Annotated in this window: 21 protein-coding genes; 8 read left to right on the top strand and 13 right to left on the bottom strand. The window is 64.6% G+C overall.

Annotation, left to right across the window (positions count from 1 at the left end):
- Positions 1-70 precede the first annotated feature (70 nt).
- Positions 71-1,168, top strand: a complete 1,098-nt coding sequence (locus DCM79_RS05595) for a sensor histidine kinase (protein WP_257179009.1) — start codon at positions 71-73, stop codon at positions 1,166-1,168.
- An 81-nt stretch (positions 1,169-1,249) separates the two neighbouring features.
- Here DCM79_RS05595 and DCM79_RS05590 read toward each other — a convergent pair whose 3' ends face one another.
- Entirely contained in the window at positions 1,250-2,611 is a 1,362-nt protein-coding gene (locus DCM79_RS05590; protein WP_257179008.1) for a serine protease, read from the bottom strand.
- Positions 2,612-2,850: 239 nt separating this feature from the next.
- On the opposite strand from DCM79_RS05590, the gene DCM79_RS05585 reads away from it, so the two are divergent.
- A complete protein-coding gene (locus DCM79_RS05585) occupies positions 2,851-3,654 on the top strand; it encodes a molybdopterin-synthase adenylyltransferase MoeB (protein WP_257179007.1) in 804 nt (267 codons plus the stop codon).
- Positions 3,655-3,660: 6 nt separating this feature from the next.
- On the opposite strand, the gene DCM79_RS05580 is transcribed toward DCM79_RS05585, so the two are convergent.
- On the bottom strand, positions 3,661-4,662 hold the full coding sequence (locus DCM79_RS05580; RefSeq protein WP_028133629.1) for a D-glycerate dehydrogenase: 1,002 nt from the start codon (positions 4,660-4,662) through the stop codon (positions 3,661-3,663).
- 322 nt (positions 4,663-4,984) lie between these two features.
- Between DCM79_RS05580 and DCM79_RS05575 the strand changes: the two genes are divergently transcribed.
- On the top strand, positions 4,985-5,512 hold the full coding sequence (locus DCM79_RS05575; RefSeq protein ID WP_257179006.1) for an SH3 domain-containing protein: 528 nt from the start codon (positions 4,985-4,987) through the stop codon (positions 5,510-5,512).
- Positions 5,513-5,649: 137 nt separating this feature from the next.
- On the opposite strand, the gene irrA is transcribed toward DCM79_RS05575, so the two are convergent.
- Positions 5,650-6,141 carry an iron response transcriptional regulator IrrA gene (irrA, locus tag DCM79_RS05570; RefSeq protein WP_257179005.1) on the bottom strand — a complete coding sequence of 164 codons (492 nt, stop codon included), beginning with the start codon at positions 6,139-6,141 and terminating at the stop codon, positions 5,650-5,652.
- Between the two features lie 380 nt (positions 6,142-6,521).
- On the opposite strand from irrA, the gene fabA reads away from it, so the two are divergent.
- The 4 genes from fabA (at position 6,522) to DCM79_RS05550 (ending at position 11,463) form a co-directional block, all read left to right on the top strand.
- A complete protein-coding gene (fabA, locus tag DCM79_RS05565) occupies positions 6,522-7,043 on the top strand; it encodes a 3-hydroxyacyl-[acyl-carrier-protein] dehydratase FabA (RefSeq protein WP_257179004.1) in 522 nt (173 codons plus the stop codon).
- Between the two features lie 51 nt (positions 7,044-7,094).
- Positions 7,095-8,318 carry a beta-ketoacyl-ACP synthase I gene (fabB, locus tag DCM79_RS05560; protein WP_028133633.1) on the top strand — a complete coding sequence of 408 codons (1,224 nt, stop codon included), beginning with the start codon at positions 7,095-7,097 and terminating at the stop codon, positions 8,316-8,318.
- Positions 8,319-8,454: 136 nt separating this feature from the next.
- Positions 8,455-9,255, top strand: a complete 801-nt coding sequence (fabI, locus tag DCM79_RS05555) for an enoyl-ACP reductase FabI (protein ID WP_257179003.1) — start codon at positions 8,455-8,457, stop codon at positions 9,253-9,255.
- A gap of 198 nt (positions 9,256-9,453) precedes the next feature.
- Complete coding sequence (locus tag DCM79_RS05550) at positions 9,454-11,463, top strand: autotransporter outer membrane beta-barrel domain-containing protein (protein WP_373568107.1); 2,010 nt, start codon at positions 9,454-9,456, stop codon at positions 11,461-11,463.
- Positions 11,464-11,473: 10 nt separating this feature from the next.
- Here the strand turns inward: DCM79_RS05550 and DCM79_RS05545 are convergent, their stop codons facing one another.
- The 4 genes from DCM79_RS05545 to DCM79_RS05530 form a co-directional block, all read right to left on the bottom strand.
- A complete protein-coding gene (locus DCM79_RS05545; protein ID WP_257179002.1) occupies positions 11,474-12,070 on the bottom strand; it encodes a glutathione S-transferase family protein in 597 nt (198 codons plus the stop codon).
- 133 nt (positions 12,071-12,203) lie between these two features.
- Complete coding sequence (locus DCM79_RS05540; RefSeq protein WP_257179001.1) at positions 12,204-12,872, bottom strand: hypothetical protein; 669 nt, start codon at positions 12,870-12,872, stop codon at positions 12,204-12,206.
- A 251-nt stretch (positions 12,873-13,123) separates the two neighbouring features.
- On the bottom strand, positions 13,124-13,579 hold the full coding sequence (locus DCM79_RS05535; protein WP_257179000.1) for a GNAT family N-acetyltransferase: 456 nt from the start codon (positions 13,577-13,579) through the stop codon (positions 13,124-13,126).
- A gap of 6 nt (positions 13,580-13,585) precedes the next feature.
- The gene (locus DCM79_RS05530) at positions 13,586-14,512 is read right to left on the bottom strand and encodes a hydrogen peroxide-inducible genes activator (RefSeq protein WP_257178999.1); all 927 of its coding nucleotides are present in this window, start codon (positions 14,510-14,512) and stop codon (positions 13,586-13,588) included.
- Positions 14,513-14,626: 114 nt separating this feature from the next.
- Between DCM79_RS05530 and katG the strand changes: the two genes are divergently transcribed.
- On the top strand, positions 14,627-16,795 hold the full coding sequence (katG, locus tag DCM79_RS05525; protein WP_257178998.1) for a catalase/peroxidase HPI: 2,169 nt from the start codon (positions 14,627-14,629) through the stop codon (positions 16,793-16,795).
- Positions 16,796-16,907: 112 nt separating this feature from the next.
- On the opposite strand, the gene DCM79_RS05520 is transcribed toward katG, so the two are convergent.
- The 6 genes from DCM79_RS05520 to infB all read right to left on the bottom strand — a co-directional run bounded on the left by DCM79_RS05520 (position 16,908) and on the right by infB (position 25,163).
- Positions 16,908-17,639 carry a superoxide dismutase gene (locus tag DCM79_RS05520; RefSeq protein ID WP_274069708.1) on the bottom strand — a complete coding sequence of 244 codons (732 nt, stop codon included), beginning with the start codon at positions 17,637-17,639 and terminating at the stop codon, positions 16,908-16,910.
- 207 nt (positions 17,640-17,846) lie between these two features.
- On the bottom strand, positions 17,847-20,003 hold the full coding sequence (gene pnp, locus DCM79_RS05515) for a polyribonucleotide nucleotidyltransferase (protein ID WP_257178997.1): 2,157 nt from the start codon (positions 20,001-20,003) through the stop codon (positions 17,847-17,849).
- Positions 20,004-20,472: 469 nt separating this feature from the next.
- A complete protein-coding gene (gene rpsO, locus DCM79_RS05510) occupies positions 20,473-20,742 on the bottom strand; it encodes a 30S ribosomal protein S15 (RefSeq protein ID WP_028133641.1) in 270 nt (89 codons plus the stop codon).
- A 2-nt stretch (positions 20,743-20,744) separates the two neighbouring features.
- The gene (gene truB, locus DCM79_RS05505; RefSeq protein WP_257178996.1) at positions 20,745-21,878 is read right to left on the bottom strand and encodes a tRNA pseudouridine(55) synthase TruB; all 1,134 of its coding nucleotides are present in this window, start codon (positions 21,876-21,878) and stop codon (positions 20,745-20,747) included.
- On the bottom strand, positions 21,875-22,309 hold the full coding sequence (gene rbfA, locus DCM79_RS05500; RefSeq protein WP_257178995.1) for a 30S ribosome-binding factor RbfA: 435 nt from the start codon (positions 22,307-22,309) through the stop codon (positions 21,875-21,877). Before rbfA ends, truB begins: the two co-directional genes overlap by 4 nt.
- A 154-nt stretch (positions 22,310-22,463) precedes the next feature.
- Positions 22,464-25,163: a translation initiation factor IF-2 gene (gene infB, locus DCM79_RS05495; RefSeq protein WP_257178993.1), complete on the bottom strand. Its 2,700-nt coding sequence runs from the start codon at positions 25,161-25,163 to the stop codon at positions 22,464-22,466.
- Between the last annotated feature and the right edge of the window lie 64 nt (positions 25,164-25,227).

Genomic DNA, 25,227 nt, shown 5'->3' with positions numbered 1-25,227 from the left:
AGCCTGGCAGTATATGCTGGGGCTGGCTGGCGGCAGGCGCGTCTGTCAACGTCTCAGTAAGGCTGTGCGTATGGGCAGGGATATCGACGGCGACTTCTTGGCTGGCGGAGGCGAGTTGGGCGCTTTGACGCGAGCGTTTGACTGGTCGAGCACATCCCTGGGCGCTCCAGAAAGCTGGCCCCAAAGTCTTAGGGTTACGGTGCGGCTCGTTCTGACCTCGCGGCACCCCATGTTCATCTGGTGGGGGCCGGAGCTCATCCAGTTCTACAACGATGCATACCGGGAGACGATGGGGCCGGAAAGGCACCCAAGTGCTTTGGGAAGCCGCGGTCGCGAGTGCTGGGCTGAGATCTGGGACATCATTGGTCCTCAGATCGAGTACGTTATGTCCGGCAAGGGGGCGACCTGGAATGAGGACCAATTGGTGCCGGTCACGCGTCACGGGCGTCGCGAGGACGTTTGGTGGACGTATAGCTTTGGCCCCATCGACCTTGAAGGCGAGGTTGGCGGCGTGCTTGTCGTCTGCAGGGATGTCACGTCCGAGCATATGGCAAGGGAAGCGCTCAACCTCATCAACGAGGAGCTGAAGCACCGCGTCAAAAATACGCTTGCAGTGTTGAGCGCGGTCGCTGCGCAGACCTTTCGCGATCCCACGAGCAAAGTGAGCCTCGAAAAGTATCAGGCGCGGCTGGGCGCCTTTGGACGCGCGCAGGACCTGCTGACCGCGTCAAATTGGGCGGCCGCGCCGCTTCACGATGTGATCCGCACGGCTCTAGCACCCTACCGGACAGGTGAGGGCCGCTTCACGGTGTCGGGTCCTCCACTCGTCGTGAAGTCTCGCCAAGCGCTTGCTCTGTCCTTGGCGCTCCATGAGCTTGCGACCAACGCTTTGAAGTACGGCGCTCTGACCGTGGCGGCAGGCTGTGTATCCATCACATGGACGGTCCAGACTGAGGATGGTGAGTCAAAATTCATTTTTGTCTGGGAGGAGATTGACGGCCCGCTTGTGTCGGAGCCTGTCGGCGCAGGTTTCGGCTCCAGGCTCATTTCGCGCGTGCTGAAAGACGATTTTAGCGGTTCCGTCGATGTTTCCTACGGCTCGGCCGGGCTCAAATGTCGTCTGACGGCGCCCCTCAAGAATCTCGGGACTTCGCAAAATACCACGTGAGACTCTGCATAGGCGTGGTCAAGCGGAACGCATCCGGTGCCGCACCGCATCGGATACGAGAGAGTATGATGATCTCTCGCTCTATTTCCTGACGCAGATCACGCGCACGACGGCGGCCTTGGCGTCCGTCGAGGTGCCGTTGGCTGCGACATTGTTCGCCTTCAAGAAATCGCGCACCGCATCCGCGGACACCATCACGGCCTGCGAGGCCGGCACCGATGTCGCAGGTCCCGCCACCAGGGCCGGCTTCAGCAGCGCGATGCCGGCGAACTTGCCGTCGCCATCGATCGCCGCAGCACCGGAGAAGCCGACCGCCGGCGGTGGCGACAGCGCGGAATTGCCGCGCGACACCGGTGCCAGCGCAGCCTTGAGGCTCGACACGCCGGTCGCGCCGCCCTGACTCTGCGGATCGGCGATGCCGACGACATCGACATTCGTCTTCGCTGCCGCGCCGGCAGCCAGGCTGAGCGGCTTCAGGCCGCGTGCGCCGTAGATGCGCAGCAGCGCGAGATCGTGCTCCTTGTCCTCGGCGAGCCGGTCGGCATTGCCATGGCCGGCGATCGTGATCGCGAGGCAGCCGTCGGTGAGGAGGCGGTCGGCAACGATCGCACCGTCGTCGCTGATGACGATACCGGTGCCGTACTCGACGGTCTTGCGCGGCGGCGGCCCGGCCTGCGGTCCTGACGGGAATGCATTGAAAGCACTCGACATCGCGATCACGACTGGCTCGACAATGTTCTCGGTGGCCTGGTCGTAGAGGATCGTCATGGTGCGGACCTCGTCGCCCTTGAAGCTGCCGCGGACGTAAAACTTCTTCAGGCCCTGCAAGCCCGACAGCACGAAGAAGTCGGGCTTCACCACGGTGTAATCGACCTTGCGCCCCGACGGCTCCTTCTCGAGCTCCGCGAGTTTCGTCGCGGTCGGGTTCGCCTCCTTGCGGCGGCTGAGCAGCACCTGCACCGTGCCGGTCGGCGAGGTCCATTTCGAGCCGTTGGCGTCGCTGGCCTGCTGCGGCACCAGCTTCGAGGGGATGCCGAGCCGGGCGCCGCTGGTCGGCTCCGTCACGATCTTCCAGCCGACGCTGTCCTGCTTCTTTCGTGCCGTCTCGGCGAGCGCGGCGCGCTCCTGCGGATTGAGCACGCCGGTCGGCTTGCCGCCCTTGGCCTTCTGGTATTCTTTGATGGCGGCGACCATGCGTTCGCTGACGTCGCCGGTGATGGCGCCGTTGTACTGGCCGACCCAGGCGAGGTCAGATTGCAGCGCCAGCCGCTCGGCTTTTGCCATGGCATCCGCCGTCGCCGACGGCGTCTGCATCGCCGGAGGCTGGATCGGCACGGTCTGGACCGTCTTCGGCTTGGTGCCGGGGACCTGCGATGTCGTCATCTGGGCCTGCGCGCCCGTGGCAGCCGCAAACATCAAGGTTGCCGCAAGCATCGATCTCATGACAAATCCAGCCAGCCCATTGAACGCAATGCCATTGAAGCACATCTCGTTGGTCGCGAACAATGTTGGGCTGGTTCAGGTGCCGCAGAGGCAGCGAACTCAGACCCTCAACCTGGGGAGCGGCCGAAGGCCGCGTCTCGAAGGATGGCCGCAGGCGAGATCCCGACCTGCATGGTTCGAGACGCGCGTTCCTCACCATGAGGGAGAGAGCGATGGCTCGGTAGGAGAGACGAAAGACGATGCTGGGCCCGGACGAACTCGAACGCTACGCCCGCCATATCGTGCTGCGCGATGTCGGCGGACCGGGTCAGGCCGCCCTGAAGCGGTCCTCCGTGCTGGTGATCGGCGCTGGCGGCCTCGGCGCGCCGGCCCTGATGTATCTGGCCGCTGCCGGCGTGGGCACGCTCGGCGTGGTCGACGACGACGTGGTGTCGCTGTCGAACCTGCAGCGTCAGGTGATTCACACCACGCCCGATATCGGCCGGCACAAGGTCGAGAGCGCCGCCGAGCGGATCGCGGCGCTCAATCCGCATGTCCGCTTCGTCGGGCACGCCACCTGGCTCAATGCCGACAATGCGCTCGACCTGATCGGCGACTACGATCTCGTGCTCGACGGCTCCGACAATTTCGCCACGCGCTATCTGGTCTCGGACGCCTGCTTCTTTGCCAAGCGGCCGCTGATCACGGCGGCGCTCGGCACCTTCGACGGCTCGCTCACCACCATTCGCGCGCATGAGCGGAACGGGCAGGGCGAATTCAACCCGACCTATCGCTGCCTGTTTCCGGAGGCGCCGCCGCCCGGCACCGTTCCGGCCTGCGCCGAAGCCGGCGTGATGGGCGCGCTGGCCGGTGTGCTCGGCTCGATGATGGCGCTGGAGGCGATCCGCGAGATCGTCGGTTTCGGCGAGGGCCTCGTCGGCCGCCTCCTGATGATCGATGCGCGCGCGATGCGCTTCGAGACGCTGCGCTACGGCCGCGATCCCGCCAATCCGCTCAACGGCGACGGGCCCGTGGTCGCCGATCTCAGCGCCCACCGCACCTGATCGACTTCAGAGCATGCTCGGCAGCACGCGGTCCGGCGGCTTGTGGGCGTCGAGGAAGGTGCGGATGTTGATGATCACCTTCTCGCCCATCTCGACGCGGCCTTCGATCGTGGCCGAGCCCATATGCGGCAGCAGCGTCACCTTGCCGGCTTTGGCCAGCCGCACCAGCTTGGGGTTGACCGCGGGCTCGTGCTCGTAGACGTCGAGGCCGGCGCCGGCGATCTCGCCGCCTTCGATCAGCTTGATCAGCGTGTCCTCGTCGGTGACCTCGCCGCGCGCGGTGTTGACGATATAGGCGTCCTTCCGGATCAGCTTCAGCCGCCGCGCCGAGAGCAGATGATAGGTCGCCGGCGTGTGCGGGCAGTTCACCGAGATGATGTCCATCCGCGCGAGCATCTGGTCGAGGCTTTCCCAATAGGTCGCGCCAAGCTCCTCGGCGATGACAGGCGCGACGGGACGGCGGTTGTGATAGTGGATCTGCAGGCCGAAGGCGCGGGCGCGGCGCGCGACCGCCTGGCCGATGCGGCCCATGCCGATGATGCCGAGGCGTTTTCCCCCGATGCGGTGGCCGAGCATCCAGGTCGGCGACCAGCCCGCCCAGGGTTTGCCTTCGGTCAGGATCGAGGCGCCTTCGATCATCCGCCTGGGCACGGCGAGGATCAGCGCCATGGTCATATCGGCGGTGTCCTCGGTCAGGACCTTCGGCGTGTTGGTGACGGTGATGCCGCGGGCGTGCGCGGCCGCGACGTCGATATTGTCGACGCCGTTGCCGAAATTGGCGATCAGCCGCAGCTTGCAGTCGGGCTGGTTGACGATGTCGGCGCTGACATGGTCGGTGACCGTGGGAACCAGCACGTCGGCGGTGCGCGCGGCTTCGGCAAGCTGCTCGGTGGACATCGGTGTGTCCTCGAGATTGATCCGCGCGTCGAACAATTCGCGCATCCGCGTCTCGATCGAATCCGGCAGCTTGCGCGTCACCACGACGAGGGGCTTCTTCTTCACCGACATGTCCTGCTCTCATGAGGCGTCGCAGGCCGCCTCTGTCGCCAAAGGCAGGCCGTTGAGGTCTCATTAACCCGGTTGTTCGACACTGCCCTTGCCGTGTCCGTCCCCGGCGTTTCCTTCAAGCTCTCCCGAGATTTCCGGCCGGAAATCGGGGCAAACTGGTTGTTCAAGTGCCCGTCCTCTCTAGCAGAAGGCCGGGCCAAGACAAGAACCACGGGCCAGGCCTGGGGAACACCCGCGTGGGGCGGGTCGGGATCGACGCGGCAGGATTTGGAATTTCGGGGTGAGGTCCGGCAAGGCCGGGTCCTCGACAGGAGACGGGTTGATGGCGTTGAGGCGTGTTTGTTCGGTGATGGCGCTTGTCTGCACCTGGTGGAGCGCCTCGGTCGGTCCCTCGCATTCGGCCAAGGATACCCCGCAGACCTCCAGCGGCCTGCCGGTGCCGCGTTACGTCAGCCTCAAGTCGGATCACGTCAATGTTCGCGCCGGCCCGACCAAGGACAATGACGTGGCCTGGGTCTATACCCGCGCCGGCCTGCCGGTCGAAATTACCGCCGAGTTCGAGAATTGGCGCCGGGTGCGCGATTCCGAGGGCGCCGAAGGCTGGGTCTACCACTCGCTGCTCTCGGGCCGCCGTACCGCGGTGGTCACCATGAAGCACAAGGACGAGCTCGCCCCGATCTACGATCGGGCCGATCCCGACAGTGCGGTTGCAGCAAGGCTCCAGGCGGGCGTCGTCACGCAGGTGAAAAAGTGCGCCGCAAACTGGTGCCGCGTCACCGGCAACGGCTTCGACGGCTGGATCCAGCAAGAGCGCCTCTGGGGCGTCTATTCGGATGAGCAGCTCAACTGACCCAACAGAGCGAAGTGTTGCTCCAACGTCATGCCCGGGCTTGTCCCGGGCATCCACGCCCTTCACGCCTGGTCCAAAAACGTGGATGGCCGGGACGAGCCCGGCCATGACGATCTCAGTTCGGTCTTAGGACGAGTTCAGCGCTTCTTGCGCAGACGCACGACCATGTCGATGCGGGCGATCTCGTAACCCTCCGGCACCTCCGGCATCTTGGACAGCGCCAGATGCGGATCCTCGATGTCGACCAGCTCATGGCTGTTCTCAAGGTAATAATGGTGATGGGTGGTGACGTTGGTGTCGAAATAGGTCTTGGTGCCGTCGACGCTGACCTGGCGGAGCAGGCCGGCATCGGTGAGCTGGTTCAGCGTGTTGTAGACGGTTGCCAACGACACCGGAACCTTGGCCAGCGTCGCTTCCTCGTAAAGCATTTCAGCCGTCAGATGGCGTGCACCCTTGCCGAACAGCAGCCAACCCAGCGCCATCCGCTGGCGCGTCGGACGGAGCCCGGCAGACTGGAGCATTTCATTGACGTCGTGCCAGGGGCAGCCGGTCAAGGCCGGCTGACGGCCGGACAAGAGGGCTGCGGCGTGGACGTCGTCGTCGTGATGGGACGAGGTGTTCTCGGTCATTTCCAGATTTCAGGCACGCGTGAACAATATCTCTCTGCAATATAAGAACAGAAAGATGCAGATGCAAGTTTCTCGCAACTAGAGAGGTTCTAATCAGGCTTGAAGGTCTAATCAGTCTTGAAGGCTAGTCAGTCTTGGAACCGGTCCGGGATCGCGTCATTTTACCTTCATGGATGCACTTTGCCACCCGATGGGCCTGTGTTAGAGAGCGCGCGGTTCCGCTTAGCCGATTTTGGCGCGGCCGGGCGTGGGGGCTCGGTCGACAATCCATCCGGGGCATGCGGGAGCCGCGCCTGACGGTGGCAATTGGCGTTGCTCTCCGACCGACGGGGCCCATTTCGCCAAAACGCCGCTATCGGAATTCAAACAGAGGCTCGTGCATGCTGAACAGGCGCAACGGTTACGAATACGAAGATCTGCTGGCCTGTGCCCGCGGCGAGATGTTCGGCCCAGGCAATGCCCAGCTGCCGTTGCCGCCGATGCTGATGTTCGACCGCATCACCGAGATCAACGACAACGGCGGCGAGTTCGGCAAGGGTCTGGTGCGCGCCGAATTGGACGTGAAGCCCGATCTCTGGTTCTTCGGCTGCCATTTCAAGAACGATCCGGTGATGCCCGGCTGCCTCGGCCTCGACGCGCTCTGGCAAATGGTCGGCTTCTATCTGGGCTGGATCGGGGGCGAAGGCCGCGGTCGCGCGCTCGGCCTGAACGAACTCAAGTTCAGCGGCCAGGTGCTGCCGGAGGCGCGCAAGGTCGTGTATCAGGTCGACATCAAGCGCGTGATGCGCGCAAAGCTGGTGCTCGGTATCGCCGACGGGTGGCTTTCGGTCGATGATCAGATTATTTATCGCGCCAAGGACCTGAAGGTCGGCCTGTTCAAGCAGGGCACGAGCCTGGGCTAACGCGCATCACCACGAAGAGAACGAGAAGACAACGAGCAGGGCGAGGCTGTCATGAGGCGGGTTGTGGTCACCGGGATGGGCATCGTCTCGTCGATCGGAAACAACACCCAGGAAGTGCTTGCGAGCCTTCACGAGGCGAAGTCGGGCATTTCTCGGGCTGAGAAATATGCCGAGCTCGGCTTCCGTTCGCAGGTGCAGGGCGCACCGACGCTCGATCCTGCGACGGTGGTCGACCGCCGCGCCATGCGTTTCCTCGGTCAGGGCGCGGCGTGGAATCACATTGCGATGGAGCAGGCGATTCAGGATTCCGGTCTGTCGCCGGACGAGGTCTCCAACATCCGCACCGGCATCATCATGGGCTCCGGCGGCCCGTCCGCCCGCACCATCGTCGAGGCCGCCGACATCACCCGCACCAAGGGACCGAAGCGCGTCGGACCGTTTGCAGTGCCGAAGGCGATGTCGTCCACGGCGTCCGCGACGCTTGCGACCTGGTTCAAGATCAAGGGCGTGAACTACTCGATCTCCTCAGCCTGCGCGACGTCGAATCATTGCGTCGGCAATGCCTATGAGACGATCCAGATCGGCAAGCAGGACGTCATCTTCGCCGGCGGCTGCGAGGAGCTGGACTGGTCGCTGTCGGTGCTGTTCGACGCCATGGGCGCGATGTCCTCGAAGTACAACGACACGCCCGCCACGGCCTCGCGTCCCTACGACGTCAACCGCGACGGCTTCGTCATCGCCGGCGGTGCCGGCGTGCTGGTGCTGGAAGAGCTCGAGCATGCCAAGGCGCGCGGCGCCCGCATCTACGGCGAGATCGTCGGCTACGGCGCGACCTCGGACGGTTACGACATGGTCGCGCCGTCGGGCGAAGGTGCCGAGCGCTGCATGCGCATGGCGATGTCGACGGTGAAGACCAAGGTCGACTACATCAATCCGCATGCGACCTCGACGCCGGCCGGCGATCCTCCGGAGATCGACGCGCTTCGTCGGGTGTTCGGCAGCGGTGAGAAGTGCCCGCCGATCTCGGCGACCAAGGCGCTGACCGGCCACTCGCTGGGCGCCACCGGCGTGCAGGAGGCGATCTACTCGCTGCTGATGATGAACAACGGCTTCATCTGCGAGAGTGCCCACATCCAGGAGCTCGATCCGGTGTTTGCCGACATGCCGATCGTGCGCAAGCGCATCGACAACGTCAAGATCGGCACCGTGCTGTCGAACTCCTTCGGCTTCGGCGGCACCAACGCCACGCTGGTGTTCAGCCGGATGGATGTGTGATCACTGATGTTGTCATGCCCCGCGAAAGCGGGGCATCCAGTACGCCGCGCCTTCGCGGTTAAAAACAGCTATCTCGGAATACTGGATCGCCCGCCTTCGTGGGCGATGACGTCGGAATGATAGGAGTCGCCGGGCAATGGAAGGTCTGATGAAAGGCAAGCGCGGTCTGATCATGGGCATCGCCAATGATCATTCGATCGCCTGGGGCATGGCGAAGACGCTGCATGCCCACGGCGCCGAGCTCGCCTTCACCTTCCAGGGCGATGCCCTCGGCAAGCGCGTCAAGCCGCTGGCGGAGCAGCTCGGTGTCGATCTGGTGCTACCTTGCGACGTCGAGGACATCGCCAGCGTCGATGCCACCTTCGCCGCGCTGCGGGAAAGATGGGGCAAGCTCGACTTCGTCATTCACGCGATCGGCTTCGCCGACAAGAACGAGTTGAAGGGCCGCTACGCCGATACCAGTCGCGAGAACTTTTCGCGCACCATGGTGATCTCCTGCTTCTCGTTCACGGAGGTCGCAAAGCGCGCCGCCGAGCTGATGAATGAGGGCGGCAGCATGATCACGCTGACCTTCGGCGCTTCGGAGCGCGCGATGCCGAACTACAACGTGATGGGCGTCGCCAAGGCCGCGCTGGAAGCTTCGGTGCGCTATCTCGCCTCGGATTTCGGACCGCGCGGCATACGCGTCAACGCGATCTCCGCAGGTCCGATCCGCACGCTCGCGGGCTCGGGCATCGGCGAGGCGCGCGCCATGTTCGCCTTCATGCAGAAGCATTCGCCGCTCCGCCGCGGCGTCACGCTCGACGAGCTCGGCGGCTCGGCGCTGTACCTGCTGTCGGATCTGTCCGGCGGCGTCACCGGCGAGATCCACTATGTCGATTCCGGCTACAACATCGTGCTGATGCCGCGGCCCGACGATCTGAAGGCTCCGGATTAGGATGCTTTCGTAGGGTGGGCAAAGCGAAGCGTGCCCACCATTTGAAGACGTGGGCACGTCGCTAACGCTCCTTTGCCCACCCTACCGAATCTTACTCCTCCCGCCCCACGATCATGGGGCTGACTCGATCACAAAATTATGCATGCTGCCGCGGTGGCGCCGCAGGGTCGTATCTCCTGCGGTCCGGGAGGAGGGATCGTGCCAAGGCCGCGTGCGACAAGCCTGCATGCGATAGGTCGCGCGAGCGCGCTGGCGTCCGTAGCGGGCGTGATGCTGCTCTGCGGCGGTTCGCGAGCCCTGGCACAATCGGCGATCTGGGACACGACCCTCTCCAACACCGACTGGTACGTGCCGACGGCGCAGCTGCTGGCCTATGCGTCGCCGAAAACCGGCTTCTCCAATCCGATCCCGATCGGCGACCAGACCCTGTGGTCGCTCGCGACCGCGACGAACGGCTCGTTCACGGGAACAAGCGTGGCGCAGCTCAAGATAGGTCCCGCGCTTCTCACCGACAACTCGACCATCCAGGGCTTTGTCACGACGGCGGGCCAGATCACGATGCAGTTCACGCCGACGTCCGGCGGCGCGGTGACCGTTGGTCTCGGCCACATGAGAACCATTGGCGGCGTGACCTCGATGGAGATGCAGATGATCACGGGCGACAGCGTGCTCGTGACTCATTGGGCCTACATGCTGCCCTACGATCCCGCGACCTTCACGCCGCCGGCCTCGCAGCCCGTTCCCGCCAACTCCGTGCCGCAATGGGCATGGATGCCAGGCACGCCGTGGCGGATCGCCAGCAATTCGTTGTTCGGCACCTCCGCGCCCGGCCGCTTCGTCATCACGAATTACCAGAACGGATATTTCTGGGGCGCGGGCGTGGCGCCCGCAGGCAGCTCCGCCGCCAACTTCACGCTGCTGGGATCTGTGACCCCGGAGGGCAATGTCCTGTTCAACACGCTCTCGCGCGGCACGCTCGCCAGCCTCTATGGCAACGCGAGCGGCGACGCCTCGGGCGCACAGATGCTCGTCGGCACCTACGATCTCTCGGGCAACCCGACCGGCGGCGTTGCCTATATCTCCCTGGTGCGCCCCTATGCCGAGACGCTTCAGGCGCAGAACAGCCGCGCGGGCTTAGGCGCGGCCGACATGCTTTATCGCCTGTCGGCGACATCGCTCGGCTGGACCGGGAGCATGGCGACCGGCTTCGCCGCGCTCGACAATCTCAGCGGCTCCGGTCTCGTCGACGCGGTCAACCAGACCTTGCCCGTCCTCACCGGCGCGGCATCGCAGGCGACCTACGCCACGCAGCGAATGTTTCAGCAGGCGATGACGGGGCGACTGGACGATGTGCTCGGGCTGAACACAGGCGTCACGCCTGAGCGGAATGTCTGGATGAAGCCGCTCGGCGGCAGCATCCGGCAGGGCGGCGTCGACGGGGTCCCCGGCTATAGCGCGTCGGGCGGCGGCATTGCCGTCGGCGCGGACGGGGCGATCTCGCCGCGCGCGATGCTCGGCGGCGTGTTCGCCTATTCGCATCAAGCCGTCACCGGCAGCGAGGCTGCCGTCCCGCACCGGCTCGCCATCGATTCCTATCGGGCGGGTCTCTACGGGGCCTATGCCCTCGGCCACGGCCTTCAGGTCGACGGCCAGCTCGACGGCGCGCTGAATGACAATGGCGCGAGCCGCTCGCTCACCTTCATCAACGGCCTGGCCGGCGCCGGCTATCGCTCCTACAGCGGCCACGCGGGTGCCGGCCTCCGCAAGCTGATTCCGGTCGAGCCGAGGCTTACCATCGCGCCGTCGCTGCGGCTGGACTATGGCCATGTCCGCTCATCCGCCTATCAGGAGGGCGGCGCGGGCGGCTTCAGCCTCAACGTGGAGGCGCAAACCTATCGCGAGCTGACGTTGACGGCAGGGCTGAAGAGCGCGTACCAGGTCACGAAGCAGGTCTATCTCACTGGCGATGTCGGGGTCGGCTACAACACGTTGAACCAGGGACTGCAGATCAAGTCGGCGTTCGCCGGCGGCGGCGATAGTTTCGTCACCAACGGCCTTGCGTTATCACCCTGGATCTACTCGACCGCGCTGGGTCTCGTCGCGGCCGACGGCAAGGGATTTGATCTCGGCATCCGCTACGGCCTTGCGGCGACATCCTCCGGACTGCTTCAGCAGTCCGGGCTCGCCGTCCTCAAGATCAAATTGTAAGCGCGCCGTCTCACCCTGCCGCGATCTTCTCCGCGCGCTGGAACGCCGGCCGCGCGGTGCAGCGCGCCAGATAGGCATCGAAGGCGGGGCGCGTCGGCACCATCTTGAACAGGCGCACCGCGAAGTTCAGACCCGAGCCGACCACGATGTCGGCCGCGGAAAAGTCCTCGCCGAGAATCCACGGTCCCTTGGCGAGCGCGGCTTCCAGCACGTCGAACACCTGCGTGGCGCTGCCCCAGGCCGCGGTCGAGGTCGGAATCTCGATCTTGGTGAAGATCTGGATGATGGCGGGCTCGATGCAGCCCGGCGAGAAGAACAGCCATTGCAGATAGCGCGCGCGGCGTGCATCGGTCACCCCCGGCGCGAGCTTCGTCTCTGGATAGCGGTCGGCGATGTAGGCGCAGATCGCCGCGGCTTCGCCGAGCGCGGCATCGCCGTCGGTCAGCGCCGGCACCTTGCCCATCGGATTGATCTTCAAATAATCCGGCGCCTTCTGTGCGCCGGTCGAGATGTCGGTCAGCACCCGCTCGTAGGGCAGGCCGCTCTCCTCCATCAGCCAGAGCGTCGTGAACGAGCGCGAGCGGGGCGACCAATAGAGCTTGATCATGGCGCGGACCTTCCAATGTGCGAGAGACGCAAGTCTAATTCATCGCGTGTCTGCCTGGAATCCGCAACTCACTACGCATGGGAGAAGACCGTGTTCGGCGCGCAATATCTTGGTCAACCCGAATGAGTGGGTGTCACTCCTGCTTCAGATAGCCGGGAAGGCCCCGATCGAGCCTGTCGGTCACGAGCGCACGTGTTCTCTCGCGCAGAACCGCGCTGCTCGAAGCCGTCGCGGGCGGATTGGGGAAATGATCGTTGTCGAGCTTGGTGAGTGGATCCTCCGTCAACCGCATGCTCGCTGCGAGGTTGACGCCGAAATTCACGAACGGACGGTTGATCTGCTCATAGCTTCTACCGTCGATCAGGTTGATCGAGATGTTGGCGAACAAATGCGAATGCCGGATCAGATTCCCGAGGCCTTGATTGAACGTGCCGATACCATTCAGCATCAGTCGGCTGCCCGGCAATTCGCCCTTGTACGTGGTCGCAACCAGATATCGATCGCAGCTCGCGCTCGGCGTGATGCCGCGCACGATCGCCGGCAGGCGTTCGCTGGGATCGGGAATGAATCGCGATTTCGGATTGTAGAAGGGTTCGAAGGCTCCCTTGGGATAGGTGATCCTGCGAACACGGGGATCGTTACCCGCTGCGGCCTTCACCCTTGCAAACACGAGGTCGTCAAGACCCCAGTCGATGGCAACTTCGGTCTCCTCGTTCTCGAAGATGGTCAGCCCGAACTTCTGGACGGAGTAGCGTTCGCCGATCACCGAGATCACGCCGAGCTTGCAGGGGCCGATTTCCACCGCTTGCGGCTTGTTCGCTGCCGGTTGCTTGGCCTTCGGCCCCGCCTTCTTCCCAGCCGGCTTGGTCGTCGCCGGAGTTGCGGCAGTGGGTGGAGCAGAGGGGACTGGGACCACCCGGTCGCGGCGCAAGACGACACGAGGATGGCAGCGACGGCGAAAGTGCGTAACATGATTGGGGAATGAGCGGTTGAGAATTCGAGAGTTGCAAAACTAGAGCGTGCAAGCCTTGCCCGCAAGTGTAGCTCGGGGTTTCAATCTGCCTTCTTCCACCGATAATATTTCATCGTGAATCCGTTCGACGGCTCGATCTCTTCCTTCTCGAACACGAAGCCTTCGCGTTCGTACCAGCGCCAGGCTTTTTCGTTCTCGCGGACGCAACGCAGGTACATCTCATCCGGCATTTGCGTGCGGGTGAAGGCGAGCAATTGCCGGCCGAGCGATCGGCCCTGATAGGCGGGCGCGACGAAGAGCATGTCGAGATAACGCCTCGGCACATGCAGCGCCAGCATGGCGGCGATGGCGCCGCGATCGTCGGCGACGAACAGGCTCCAGCCGTCCTCGATCTCGCGCCGGATGCGCGCGCGCAGGTTTGCGAGCAGGAAGTCGCTGGCCTCGCCGAGCCCGGTCGAGACCCAGCTTTCCATCCAGACGCGGCCGACCTCATCATATTCGTCTGCATCGGCGGGACGGATGACCGGAGGCGACATCGGACGTCAGGCTCTCTGGCTGCGCACGGATTGCCGCGCGCGCACCTTGCCGGCCGACAGGCAGACCACTTCGGAGATCTGCAGCAGCTGCCGGGCCAGCGGGCTGGTCTTGCGCCAGACCATGCCGATGGTGCGGGATGGCTCGGGATCGCGGAAGCGCGCGAGCGAGACCGAGGCCGATCGCGTCTCCACCGGCACTGCCATCTCCGGGATCAGCGTCACGCCGATGCCGGAGCTGACCATCTGCACCAGCGTCGACAGCGAATTGGCATCGAGCATCTCGCGCGGCGGCGCCGACTGCATGTTGCAGAACGACAGCGCCTGATCGCGGAAGCAGTGACCCTCTTCGAGCAGCAACAGCCGCATCTCGCGCATCATCTCGCGCGAGGGCGCCGGCGTCCCCTCATCGGAGCCCGGCCGGACCAGCAGGAATTTTTCCTCGAACAGGGCGACCTCGGTGAGCGAGGGCTCCGACACCGGCAACGCGACGATGGCGGTGTCGAGCCGCCCCTCCACCAGCTCCTGGATCAGCCGCGGCGTCATGGTCTCGCGCACGCGGATATCGAGCTCCGGATGCAGGCGCGTGAGATTCTTGGTGATCGTGGGCAGCAGGTAGGGCGCGATGGTAGGGATCATGCCGATGCGCAAGCGGCCGGCAAACCGGTCCTGCGAGGCGCGGGCGAAGTCGCCGAGCTCATCGACCGAGCGCAGGATGTCGCGGACGCGCTGGGAGAGCTCCTCACCAAACCGGGTCAGCGCCACCTGGCGCGCGCTGCGCTCCAGCAGCAGCCCGCCCAGCGCCTCCTCCAACTCCTTGATCTGCATCGACAAGGCCGGCTGCGAGATGGAGCAAGCCTCGGCCGCGCGGCCGAAATGGCCATGACGCGCCAGCGCATCGAAATACCGGAGCTGGCGGAGCGTCACGTTCAGCATCAGCAAATCTTATTGCAGCGATCATTAAAGTCAACTTCCCCTGATCGAACGCGACGCTTAGAGTGGTTCTACCTGGTCAAAGGCGCGAGTTCGACGCCACCAGAGGAGGTATTCATGGACGACACTTCGAAGTGCCCGTTTTCGGGCGGAAAACCCACGCGCGGGAATCGCGACTGGTGGCCGACGCAGCTCGATATCGAGGTGCTGCACAAGAATTCCGACAAGTCCGATCCGATGGGGAAGGACTTCGACTACGCCAAGGAGTTCAAGTCGCTCGACCTCAACGCGGTGATCAAGGATCTGACCGCGCTGATGACGGATTCGCAGGAATGGTGGCCGGCCGATTTCGGTCATTACGGCGGCCTCATGATCCGCATGGCCTGGCACAGTGCGGGCACCTATCGCATCACCGACGGCCGCGGTGGCGCCGGCGCCGGTCAGCAGCGTTTTGCACCGCTCAACAGCTGGCCCGACAACGCCAATCTCGACAAGGCGCGCCGTCTGCTGTGGCCGATCAAGCAGAAATACGGCCGCAAGCTGTCCTGGGCCGATCTGATGGTGCTCGCCGGCAACGTCGCGCTGGAATCGATGGGCTTCAAGACCTTCGGTTTCGCCGGCGGCCGCGTCGACGTCTGGGAGCCGGAAGAGCTGTACTGGGGTCCCGAGGGCACCTGGCTCGGCGATGAGCGCTACAGCGGCGAACGCCAGCTCGCCGAGCCGCTCGGCGCGGTGCAGATGGGCCTGATCTATGTCAATCCGGAGGGCCCCAACGGCAAGCCGGATCCGGTCGCCGCGGCCAAGGATATCCGCGAGACCTTCGCCCGCATGGCGATGAACGACGAGGAGACCGTCGCGCTGATCGCCGGCGGGCACAGCTTCGGCAAGACCCACGGCGCGGGCGATCCCTCGCTGGTCGGACCGGAGCCGGAAGCGGGCGCGCTGGAGGATCAGGGTCTCGGCTGGAAGAGCAAGCACGCGTCGGGTCACTCCGGCGATGCCATCACCAGCGGCCTCGAAGTGACATGGACGACGACGCCGACGAAGTGGAGCAACAACTTCTTCGAGAACCTGTTCAATTTCGAATGGGAGTTGACCAAGAGCCCGGGCGGCGCGAACCAGTGGACGGCCAAGGGCGCCGACGCGATCATTCCCGATGCCTTCGACAAGTCGAAGAAGCATCGGCCGACCATGCTGACGACCGACCTCTCGCTGCGCTTCGATCCGGTCTATGAGAAGATCTCGCGCCGCTTCCTCGAGCACCCGGATCAGTTCGCGGACGCCTTTGCCCGCGCCTGGTTCAAGCTCACCCATCGCGACATGGGTCCGATCCAGCGCTATCTCGGCCCGCTGGTGCCGAAGGAGACGCTGATCTGGCAGGATCCGATTCCGGCCGTGAACCACGAGCTCGTCAGCGAGCAGGACATCGCTGCGCTGAAGAGCAAGATCCTGGCGTCGGGCCTGTCGGTGTCCGAGCTGGTCTCGACCGCCTGGGCGTCGGCCTCGACGTTCCGCGGCTCGGACAAGCGCGGCGGCGCCAACGGCGCGCGCATTCGCCTGTCTCCGCAGAAGGACTGGGAGGTGAACGAACCGGCGCAGCTCTCGAAGGTGCTCGGCAAGCTCGAGGCGATCCAGAAGGACTTCAACGCCTCGTCGGGCGCGAAGAAGGTTTCGCTGGCGGACCTCATCGTCCTCGGCGGCACCGCTGCGGTCGAGAAGGCCGCGAAGGATGCCGGCGTCGACGTCAAGGTCGGCTTCACGCCGGGCCGCATGGATGCTTCGCAGGAGCAGACCGATGTGGAATCTTTCGCACCGCTCGAGCCGCGGGCCGATGGCTTCCGCAATTACATCGGCAAGCGACATCAGTTCATGCAGCAGGAAGAGGCGCTGGTCGACCGAGCGCAGCTCCTGAGGCTGACCGGTCCGGAGATGACCGTGCTGCTCGGCGGCCTGCGCGTGCTCGGCGCCAATGCGAACGGTTCGAAGCATGGCGTCTTCACCTCGAAGGTGGGTACGCTCAGCAACGACTTCTTCGTCAACCTGCTCGACATGAGCGCGCAGTGGACGCCGGTCGCCGACGGCAGCTACGAGGCCCGCGACCGCAAGACCAATGCGGTGAAGTGGACGGGAACGCGCGTCGATCTGATCTTCGGCGCGCACTCCCAGCTGCGAGCCTTCGCCGAGGTCTATGCGACCTCGGACTCCAAGGAGAAGTTCGTGGCTGACTTCGCCAAGGCTTGGACCAAGGTGATGAACCTCGACCGCTACGACATCGTGCGCAAGTGAAGCGAGAGTGCCGTTCCCGCGCGCGGGAGAAGTGAGCGGCGCTCGGTAACGACGCGTATAATCAGGAAGGGCGGCCGCGAGGTCGTCCTTCTTTTTTGATTGCGGTCTGTGATCAGACCTTGAGCTTGCCGGCCTTCGCGGCGGCATAGCGCTCGCCGACGACTCTCCAGTTCACCGTACTCCACCAGGCCTTGAGATAATCGGCGCGGCGGTTTTGGTAATTCAGGTAATAAGCGTGCTCCCAGACGTCGTTACCGAGCAGCGCCTGCTTGCCGTCCATCATCGGATTGTCCTGGTTGGGCCGCGTTTCGATCGTGAGCTTGCCATCCTTGCTGACGGTCACGAATACCCAGCCCGAGCCGAACACGCGCCCGCCGGCGGCGTTGAAGTCCGCTTGCAGCTTCTCCATGCCGCCGAGATCGCCGTCGATCGCGGCAAGCAGGGCACCTTCCGGCTTGCCGCCATTCGGCCCCATGATCTGCCAGAACATCGTGTGGTTGGCGTGGCCGCCCATGCTGTTGCGAACGCCGGTGCGGATCGCCTCCGGCACGGCGCCGAGATTGCCCAGCACTTCGCCGATCGATTTGTCCGCGATCTGCGGATTGTCCTTTGCGAAATTGTTCAGGTTCGTGATGAACGCCTGGTGGTGGCGGCCGTGATGGATCTCCATCGTCTTGGCATCAATGTGCGGTTCCAGCGCGTTCGCCGGATAGGCCAGCGGATCGAGCTTGAATGGGCCTGCGGGCGCCGCCGCGGCCTGGGCAAAGGCCATGCGTGGGGCGGCGGCAGCCACGACGAGGCCGGTCGTTGCGAGTATGAGACGGCGCCGGGATATGGATGACATGTGGTTCTCCTGTCTGGGACGATCCGCTGATGAAGCGCACGGCGGTCAAATCAGGTACGCAGCGGCAATCGTCCCGGGTTCGATCGCAGCCACGTCGATGCTGCGACGGAATCGCACATCGCCCGTCCGATGACGCCGGCGGAACCAGCAACAAAAAGGGCGGCCTCTCGGCCGCCCTTCGTGCTTCTGATTGATAAGTAGCGAGGCTTACTCGCCGGCGGCTTCGCGCGGGGCCTTCTCGCCCTCGCCGCCCTTGCCCTCGAGATCTTCGCCGGTGGTCTGGTCGACCACCTTCATCGACAGGCGGGTCTTGCCGCGATCGTCGAAGCCGAGCAGCTTGACCTTGACCTTGTCGCCTTCCTTGACGACGTCGGAGGTCTTCTGCACGCGGTTGGAAGCGAGCTGGCTGATGTGAACGAGGCCGTCCTTGGAGCCGAAGAAGTTCACGAAGGCGCCGAACTCCATCACCTTGACCACGGTGCCGTCGTAGATCTGGCCGACTTCCGGATCGGATGCGATCGACTTGATCCACTTGATCGCGGCCTTCATCGCCTCGCCGTCGCTGGAGGCGACCTTCACGGTGCCGTCGTCCTCGATGTTGACCTTGGCGCCGGTCTTCTCGACGATCTCGCGGATCACCTTGCCGCCGGTGCCGATCACTTCACGGATCTTGTCGGTGGCGATCTTGAAGGTCTCGATGCGCGGCGCGTATTCGCCGAGCTCGGCGCGCGCATTGGTGAGCGCCTTCGCCATCTCGCCGAGGATGTGAATACGACCTTCCTTGGCCTGGCCGAGCGCCACCTTCATGATCTCTTCAGTGATGCCCTCGATCTTGATGTCCATCTGCAGCGAGGTGATGCCCGCTTCGGTGCCGGCCACCTTGAAGTCCATGTCGCCGAGATGGTCTTCGTCACCGAGGATGTCGGAGAGAACCGCGAAGCGCTTGTCTTCGAGGATCAGGCCCATCGCGATGCCCGCGGTCGGCCGCTTCAACGGCACGCCGGCGTCCATCAGCGCGAGCGAGGCACCGCAGACCGAAGCCATCGACGAGGAGCCGTTGGATTCGGTGATCTCCGAGACCACACGGATCGTGTAGGGGAACTCGTGGTGCGGCGGCAGCACCGGGTGGATCGCGCGCCACGCCAGCTTGCCGTGGCCGATCTCGCGGCGCTTGGTGCCGCCGAGGCGGCCGGTCTCACCGACCGAGTAGGGAGGGAAGTTGTAGTGCAGCAGGAACGTCTCCTTGTACGTTCCCGACAGCGCGTCGATGTACTGCTCGTCCTCGCCGGTGCCGAGCGTGGTGACGACCAGGCCCTGGGTCTCGCCGCGGGTGAACAGCGCCGAGCCGTGGGCGCGCGGCAGCACGCCGACTTCGGCGACGATGTTGCGCACGGTCTTGTTGTCGCGGCCGTCGATGCGCTTGCCGGTGTCGAGAATGTTCCAGCGAACGATCTTGGCCTCGAGCTCCTTGAACACGGCGCCGATGCGCAGCTTGTCGTATTTCGGCTCCTGCCCTTCGGGGAAGTAGTGCGCGATCACCTTTTCCTTGACCTTGCCGACCGCGGCGTAGCGATCCTGCTTGATCGGAATGGCGTAGGCGGCGCGCAGCTCCTGCTCGACCAGGCCGAGCATTTCCTTCTCAAGCGCGGCATTGTCGATGACGGTGACTTCGCGCGGCTCCTTGGCGGCCTTCTCGGCCAGCTCGATGATGGCGTTGATCACCGGCTGGAAGTGACGGTGACCGAACATCACCGCGCCGAGCATGATGTCTTCGTTCAGCTCCTTGGCCTCCGATTCCACCATCAGGACGGCGTCGGCGGTGCCGGCGACGACGAGGTCGAGCTGGGTGTCGACCATCTCGTCGAGCGTCGGGTTGAGCACATATTCGTCATTGACGAAGCCGACGCGGGCGGCGCCGATCGGGCCTTTGAACGGCGCGCCGGACAGGGTCAGCGCAGCGGACGAAGCCACCAGCGCGACGATATCAGGATCGTTCTCCATGTCGTGCGACAGCACGGTGGCGATCACCTGGGTCTCGTTGCGCCAGCCGTCGACGAACAGCGGGCGGATCGGGCGGTCGATCAGGCGGGAGACCAGCGTCTCCTTCTCGGTCGGACGGCCCTCGCGCTTGAAATAGCCGCCGGGAATGCGGCCCGCGGCGTAGGTCTTTTCCTGGTAGTCGACGGTCAGGGGCAGGAAGTCGACGCCTTCGCGCGGGGCCTTCGCCGCGACGACGGTGGCAAGCACCACGGTCTCGCCATAGGTGGCGACGACGGCGCCGTCGGCCTGGCGGGCGATCTTGCCGGTTTCAAGCTTGAGAGGGCGTCCGCCCCAGTCGATCTCGACTGAATGCTTATTGAACATAGAGGTCTTCTTTCATGGGTTCTCGAAAGAGGGGACGGCTCTCGAAAAACAAAAACCATGCGCAAGATTGCGGGACGCTGATCGGAGCGGATGATCAGCGTCCTGCGATCCTGCCATGGTTTTTGGATGTCGGATGGCGTCCATCCTTTCGGGTCATACGGGCGCCTTGCCCGTTGTGCCCAGCCGCCGGATTGCTGCTGGACTGTCAGTCGGCACGAACACGAACACCGAACCTTCGGTCTTCGCCCTTCATGCCCCGGATGCCGGCCGTCACTCAAGCATGATCCGGAACAGCGTGAAGCGGTTTTCCGTAAAGATCATGCTCAAACAACAAACCAAAGTGCGATTCTTATCGCGCTTTGGGCCCGCATTCGACGCGCGCGCAGCCTCGATCTAAAAAAGCTTAAAATAAGCGCCTTCGTTCGAAACCGCGTGCGAAAACGCGCGCCAAGGGCGCGCGCAGGAACTCTTAACGACGAATATTGTGCTTCTCGAGCAGCGCCTTGTACCGCGCCTCGTCCTTCTTCTTGAGATAGTCGAGGAGCGAGCGGCGGGTCGAGACCAGCTTCAAGAGGCCGCGACGCGAATGGTTGTCCTTCACGTGGGTCTTGAAATGGCTGGTGAGGTTGTTGATGCGTTCCGACAGGATCGCGACCTGGACCTCGGGCGAGCCGGTGTCGCCGGCTTTGGTGGCATTCGTCTTGATGACTTCCGCTTTGCGTTCTGCGGCAATCGACATCGTCAATTTCTCTCGTTGCGACCGGGGCTGGCAGTCAGGCCGGTCAGGTTGAACACACGCTTGGGGATGATTTCGCCATTGCCGACTTCAGCAAGCGCGAGAAGCCGGCCTGCCACCGTGACATAGACTGTGCCGCTACAAGTGGGCGCATCCCGTCCGCGCAACAAAACGGCCTGGCCCCGATGGAGCCTTGCCGCATCAGCCCGAGTGACGGCCAGTGCCGGGATGTCGTCCAGCGCGGTCTCAACGGGCAAAAGCGCGTCGGCGAGGCTGCCCTCGCCGGACGCGGCTCTATCGCACAAAGCCTCCAGCTGATCCAGCGGAATCATGTCGTTTTCGCCAAATGGGCCGACCAGGGTCCGCCGGAGCGCGCAGATATGGCCATAAGTGCCGAGAATTCGGCCCATATCGCGGGCCAGCGCGCGGACATAGGTGCCCTTGCCGCATTCGGCCTCGAACACGGCGTGGTCGTTATCCGGTTGATCCACAAGGGTTAAATGGTGAATCTCGACCGGACGGGGGGCCAGTTCCACGACCTCGCCGTCGCGGGCGAGATCGTAGGCGCGCTCGCCCTGGACCTTGATTGCGGAATAGCGCGGCGGGATCTGCTCGATCACCCCGGTGAAGCGGGGCAGCAGAGCCAGGATGGCCTCCCGGGTCGGGCGTTGGTCCGAGGTCGCGGTCACCCGGCCCTCGATGTCGTCGGTATCGCGCTCCTCGCCCCAGCACACCGTGAACTGGTAGCGCTTCCGGCCGTCCATGACGAAGGGAACGGTCTTGGTGGCCTCCCCGAGCGCGATCGGCAGGCCCCCCGAGGCGAGCGGATCGAGCGTGCCGGCGTGGCCGGCGCGCTTGGCGTTGAACAGGCGCTTGAGCACCGCAACCGCCTGCGTCGAGGTCATGCCGATCGGCTTGTCGAGCACGACCCAGCCGTGGACGTCGCGCCGGTCGCGGCGGACCTGGTTGCCCTTCTGCTGCTTGGCGCGCGGATCGTTGTTGACGCGGCGCGGCTCGTGATGCGGCTCCGAATTGCCGCCCAAGCCTGCGAAATTATCGTCCGCAAGATTATTTTTCTGCACGTCGCGCTGATCGGCCTGTTCGCCGCTGATCGTGTCGTGAGCCGGGTCCATCGTCATCGTTCTTCTTCCCGATCCGTCGCCGGATCCTGTTCCAGATCCTTCTGCACCGCAGGTGTTCGCAAAAGCTTCTCGATCCGTTCCGCTTCGTCGAATCGTTCGTCGACGCGGAAGCGAATGTCGGGTGCAAATTTCAGGTTAACGCGCCGCGCGACTTCGCCGCGCAGGAACTTCTTGTTGCGTGCGAGCGCAGCGAGGACGATCTCGGTGTCGCGGCCACCGAGCGGCATCACGTAGACCGTCGCGAGCTTCAGGTCGGGCGACATCCGCACCTCCGGCACGGTGATGATGTGACCTTCGAGATCCGCATCATGCACGTTGCCTTGCGCCAGAATATCGGCCATCGCGTGGCGAACCTGCTCGCCGACGCGCAACTGGCGCTGCGAGCCGCCGCCGGGTGCGGAACTCTTTTTCTGATGATGGCGTGGCATTCTCGAAATCACCTCGTCATGCCCGTGCTCGGGACACGGGCAGCGTCATTTGTCCTGTTGAAACGAAGAGGGGTGGATGGCCGGAAAAATCCGGCCATCGCACTCCCGCAATTTCAGTTCAAAAAAGATCCGGGCGCTTCGGTAAGATTTGGACTTACAGGGAGCGCTGGATCGTCTCCACGCGGTAACACTCGATCACGTCACCGGCACGCATGTCGTGGTAGTTCTCGAAGGCCATGCCGCATTCCTGACCGGACTGGACTTCCTTCACTTCGTCCTTGAAACGCTTCAGCGTCGACAGCTTGCCCTCGTGCACGACGACGTTGTCGCGGATCAGGCGCACATTGGCGCCGCGTTCCACGGTACCGTCGGTGACGCGGCAGCCGGCGACCTTGCCGACCTTGGAGATGTTGAAGATCTCCAGGATCGCGGCATTGCCGAGCATGGTTTCGCGCAAGGTCGGCGCGAGCAGGCCGCTCATCGCCTTCTTCACGTCGTCCACGAGATCGTAGATGATGTTGTAGTAGCGGATCTCGATGCCGTTGCGCTTGGCGGCCGCAGCGGCTTCCTTGTTGGCACGAACCGAGAAGCCAATGATCGCGGCGTTGAAGCCTTCGGCCAGCGTCACGTCGGATTCCGAGATGCCGCCGACGCCGGCATGCAGGATGCGGGCTGCGACTTCGTCGGTGCCGAGCTTCTCCAGCGAGCCCAAGATCGCTTCCAGCGAGCCCTGCACGTCGGCCTTGATGATCAGCGGGAATTCCTTGCGGCCCGCGGTCTTCAATTGCGACATCATCTGCTCGAGCGAGCCGCGCATGCCGGAGATCGAGGCAGCCGCGTTCTCGCGCTTCTGGTGCGCGCGGTAGCTGGTGACCTGGCGGGCGCGGGCTTCGTTCTCGACCACGGCGAGACGATCGCCTGCTTCCGGGGGGCCGTTGAAGCCGAGCACTTCGACCGGCACCGACGGACCTGCTTCCTGCACGGTCTCGCCCTGATCGGAGATCAGCGCGCGGACGCGGCCCATCTCGGCGCCAGCGACGATGATGTCGCCGACGCGGAGCGTGCCGCGCTGAACCAGCACGGTCGCGACCGGGCCGCGGCCGCGGTCGAGCTTGGCCTCGATCACGGTGCCCTCGGCCGGACGCTCCGAATTGGTCTTGAGGTCGAGAATGTCGGCCTGGAGCGCGATCATCTCGAGCAGTTTGTCGAGATTGGTCTTGTTCTTGGCGGACACTTCGACGTCGACGACGTCGCCGCCGAAGGATTCGACCTGCACCTCGTGCTGGAGCAGCTCTGTGCGCACGCGCTCGGGCTTGGCGTCGGGCTTGTCGATCTTGTTGATGGCAACGATGATCGGCACGCGCGCGGCCTTGGCGTGATTGATGGCTTCGACCGTCTGCGGCATCACGCCGTCATCGGCCGCGACCACCAGCACGACGATGTCGGTGACCTTGGCGCCGCGGGCGCGCATTGCGGTGAACGCGGCGTGGCCGGGCGTGTCGATGAAGGTGATCTTCTTGCCGCTCTCGGGCGATACCACCTGATAGGCGCCGATATGCTGGGTGATGCCGCCGGCTTCGCCGGAGACCACGTTGGCGTGACGGAGCGCATCGAGCAGCGAGGTCTTGCCGTGGTCGACGTGACCCATCACGGTCACCACCGGCGAGCGCGTCTCGGTGTCGGTGGAATCGTCGACCTGGTCGAACAGGCCTTCTTCGACGTCGGAGGCGGCAACGCGCTTGACGGTGTGCCCCAGCTCTTCGGCGATCAGCTGCGCCGTATCGGCGTCGATCACGTCGGTGATCTTGTGCATCGCGCCCTGCTTCATCAGCATGCGGATGACGTCGACCGCGCGTTCGGCCATGCGGTTGGCGAGTTCCTGGATCGTGATCGCTTCCGGGATGACCACCTCGCGGATCAGCTTTTCCTTGGGCTCGTTCGAGGCGTGGCCCTTCAGGCGCTGGGTGCGGCGGCGGAACGAGGCGATCGAGCGCTCGCGGACTTCGTCGGCGTTGAGCGCGGTGACGACCGTCAGGCGGCCGCGCTCTTTCTGCGGGCCGGGCTTGTGGGTGGTCTTGGGAGCCGCCGCAGGACGCGCGGCGCCGCCGGGACCGCGACGGATCTGGCGTGGACCATCGTCCTCGTCGGGTCCGGCCGCGACCGCAGGTGCGCGACCGAGCGGTCCGCCGGCCGGTCGCTGCGTGCTGGTTCCGGGGCGCGGTGTCGTCGTTCCCGGGCGTGCCGTCGCGGTTCCGGTTCGCGCTGCGGGCGCTCCGGGCCGCGACGTTGCAGCGGCCGGGGCCGCCGCGGCGGCGCGCGGGGCGGATTGCGGCTGCTCGCCTTCGCCGAAACGCTTCTTGGCCTCGGTCTCGGCCTTGCGCTTGGCCTCGTCCTCGTGGCGGTGGCGCTCCTCCTCGGCCTTGCGGCGGGATTCGGCGGCCTCGCGCTCGGCGCGTTCGGCGGCTTCGCGGACTGCGCGGCGCTGGGCCTCTTCCTCGGCCTGGCGGCGCTCTTCGACTTCGCGCACCTTGGCATCGGCCAGCGCGCTGGCGCGGGCGGAGCGTTCGTCCTCGGTCAGCGTGCGCAGCACCACGCCGGAGCCGGCGTTGCGCGGCGGCGCGGGACGCGACGGGGCGGGCGTGGGCGCGGCCGGCGCGGGCTTCGCCACCTCGGCAGCCTGCGGCTCGGGGGTGCCGTCGATGCGGCGCTTGCCGCGCTTCTCGACCACGACCTGCTTGCTGCGGCCATGGCTGAAGCTCTGGCGCACAGTGCCCGTTTCGACGCGCGGCTTGAGCGATAGCGTCTTGCTCGGAACGCTCAGCTTCTTGTCGCCAGGGGTCTTGGTATCAACCATTCAGCAGTCCTAATCCTGATTTATCAGTGTTGTGCGTTGCCGCACCGTCCAATTGGGTCGTCGT

Origin of the sequence: Bradyrhizobium sp. WBOS07, assembly GCF_024585165.1 — a bacterium.
In the GTDB taxonomy this organism is placed as follows: Bacteria; Pseudomonadota; Alphaproteobacteria; order Rhizobiales; family Xanthobacteraceae; genus Bradyrhizobium; species Bradyrhizobium japonicum_B.
Note: the sequence above shows the minus strand (reverse complement) of the source record. Positions and strands in the feature narration are given on the sequence as shown.

Bases quoted from the DNA above. Each gene is read 5' to 3' on its own strand.
- DCM79_RS05530 (WP_257178999.1), bottom strand. From the start codon at position 14,512: ATGCTGAACGTGACGCTCCGCCAGCTCCGGTATTTCGATGCGCTGGCG.
- DCM79_RS05535 (WP_257179000.1), bottom strand. From the start codon at position 13,579: ATGTCGCCTCCGGTCATCCGTCCCGCCGATGCAGACGAATATGATGAG.
- fabA (WP_257179004.1), top strand. From the start codon at position 6,522: ATGCTGAACAGGCGCAACGGTTACGAATACGAAGATCTGCTGGCCTGT.
- rpsO (WP_028133641.1), bottom strand. From the start codon at position 20,742: ATGTCGATTGCCGCAGAACGCAAAGCGGAAGTCATCAAGACGAATGCC.
- DCM79_RS05520 (WP_274069708.1), bottom strand. From the start codon at position 17,639: ATGTCATCCATATCCCGGCGCCGTCTCATACTCGCAACGACCGGCCTC.
- DCM79_RS05580 (WP_028133629.1), bottom strand. From the start codon at position 4,662: ATGTCGGTGAAGAAGAAGCCCCTCGTCGTGGTGACGCGCAAGCTGCCG.
- fabB (WP_028133633.1), top strand. From the start codon at position 7,095: ATGAGGCGGGTTGTGGTCACCGGGATGGGCATCGTCTCGTCGATCGGA.
- infB (WP_257178993.1), bottom strand. From the start codon at position 25,163: ATGGTTGATACCAAGACCCCTGGCGACAAGAAGCTGAGCGTTCCGAGC.
- irrA (WP_257179005.1), bottom strand. From the start codon at position 6,141: ATGACCGAGAACACCTCGTCCCATCACGACGACGACGTCCACGCCGCA.
- DCM79_RS05575 (WP_257179006.1), top strand. From the start codon at position 4,985: ATGGCGTTGAGGCGTGTTTGTTCGGTGATGGCGCTTGTCTGCACCTGG.
- DCM79_RS05595 (WP_257179009.1), top strand. From the start codon at position 71: ATGGGCAGGGATATCGACGGCGACTTCTTGGCTGGCGGAGGCGAGTTG.
- pnp (WP_257178997.1), bottom strand. From the start codon at position 20,003: ATGTTCAATAAGCATTCAGTCGAGATCGACTGGGGCGGACGCCCTCTC.
- rbfA (WP_257178995.1), bottom strand. From the start codon at position 22,309: ATGCCACGCCATCATCAGAAAAAGAGTTCCGCACCCGGCGGCGGCTCG.
- DCM79_RS05545 (WP_257179002.1), bottom strand. From the start codon at position 12,070: ATGATCAAGCTCTATTGGTCGCCCCGCTCGCGCTCGTTCACGACGCTC.
- katG (WP_257178998.1), top strand. From the start codon at position 14,627: ATGGACGACACTTCGAAGTGCCCGTTTTCGGGCGGAAAACCCACGCGC.
- DCM79_RS05585 (WP_257179007.1), top strand. From the start codon at position 2,851: ATGCTGGGCCCGGACGAACTCGAACGCTACGCCCGCCATATCGTGCTG.
- DCM79_RS05590 (WP_257179008.1), bottom strand. From the start codon at position 2,611: ATGAGATCGATGCTTGCGGCAACCTTGATGTTTGCGGCTGCCACGGGC.
- truB (WP_257178996.1), bottom strand. From the start codon at position 21,878: ATGACGATGGACCCGGCTCACGACACGATCAGCGGCGAACAGGCCGAT.
- fabI (WP_257179003.1), top strand. From the start codon at position 8,455: ATGGAAGGTCTGATGAAAGGCAAGCGCGGTCTGATCATGGGCATCGCC.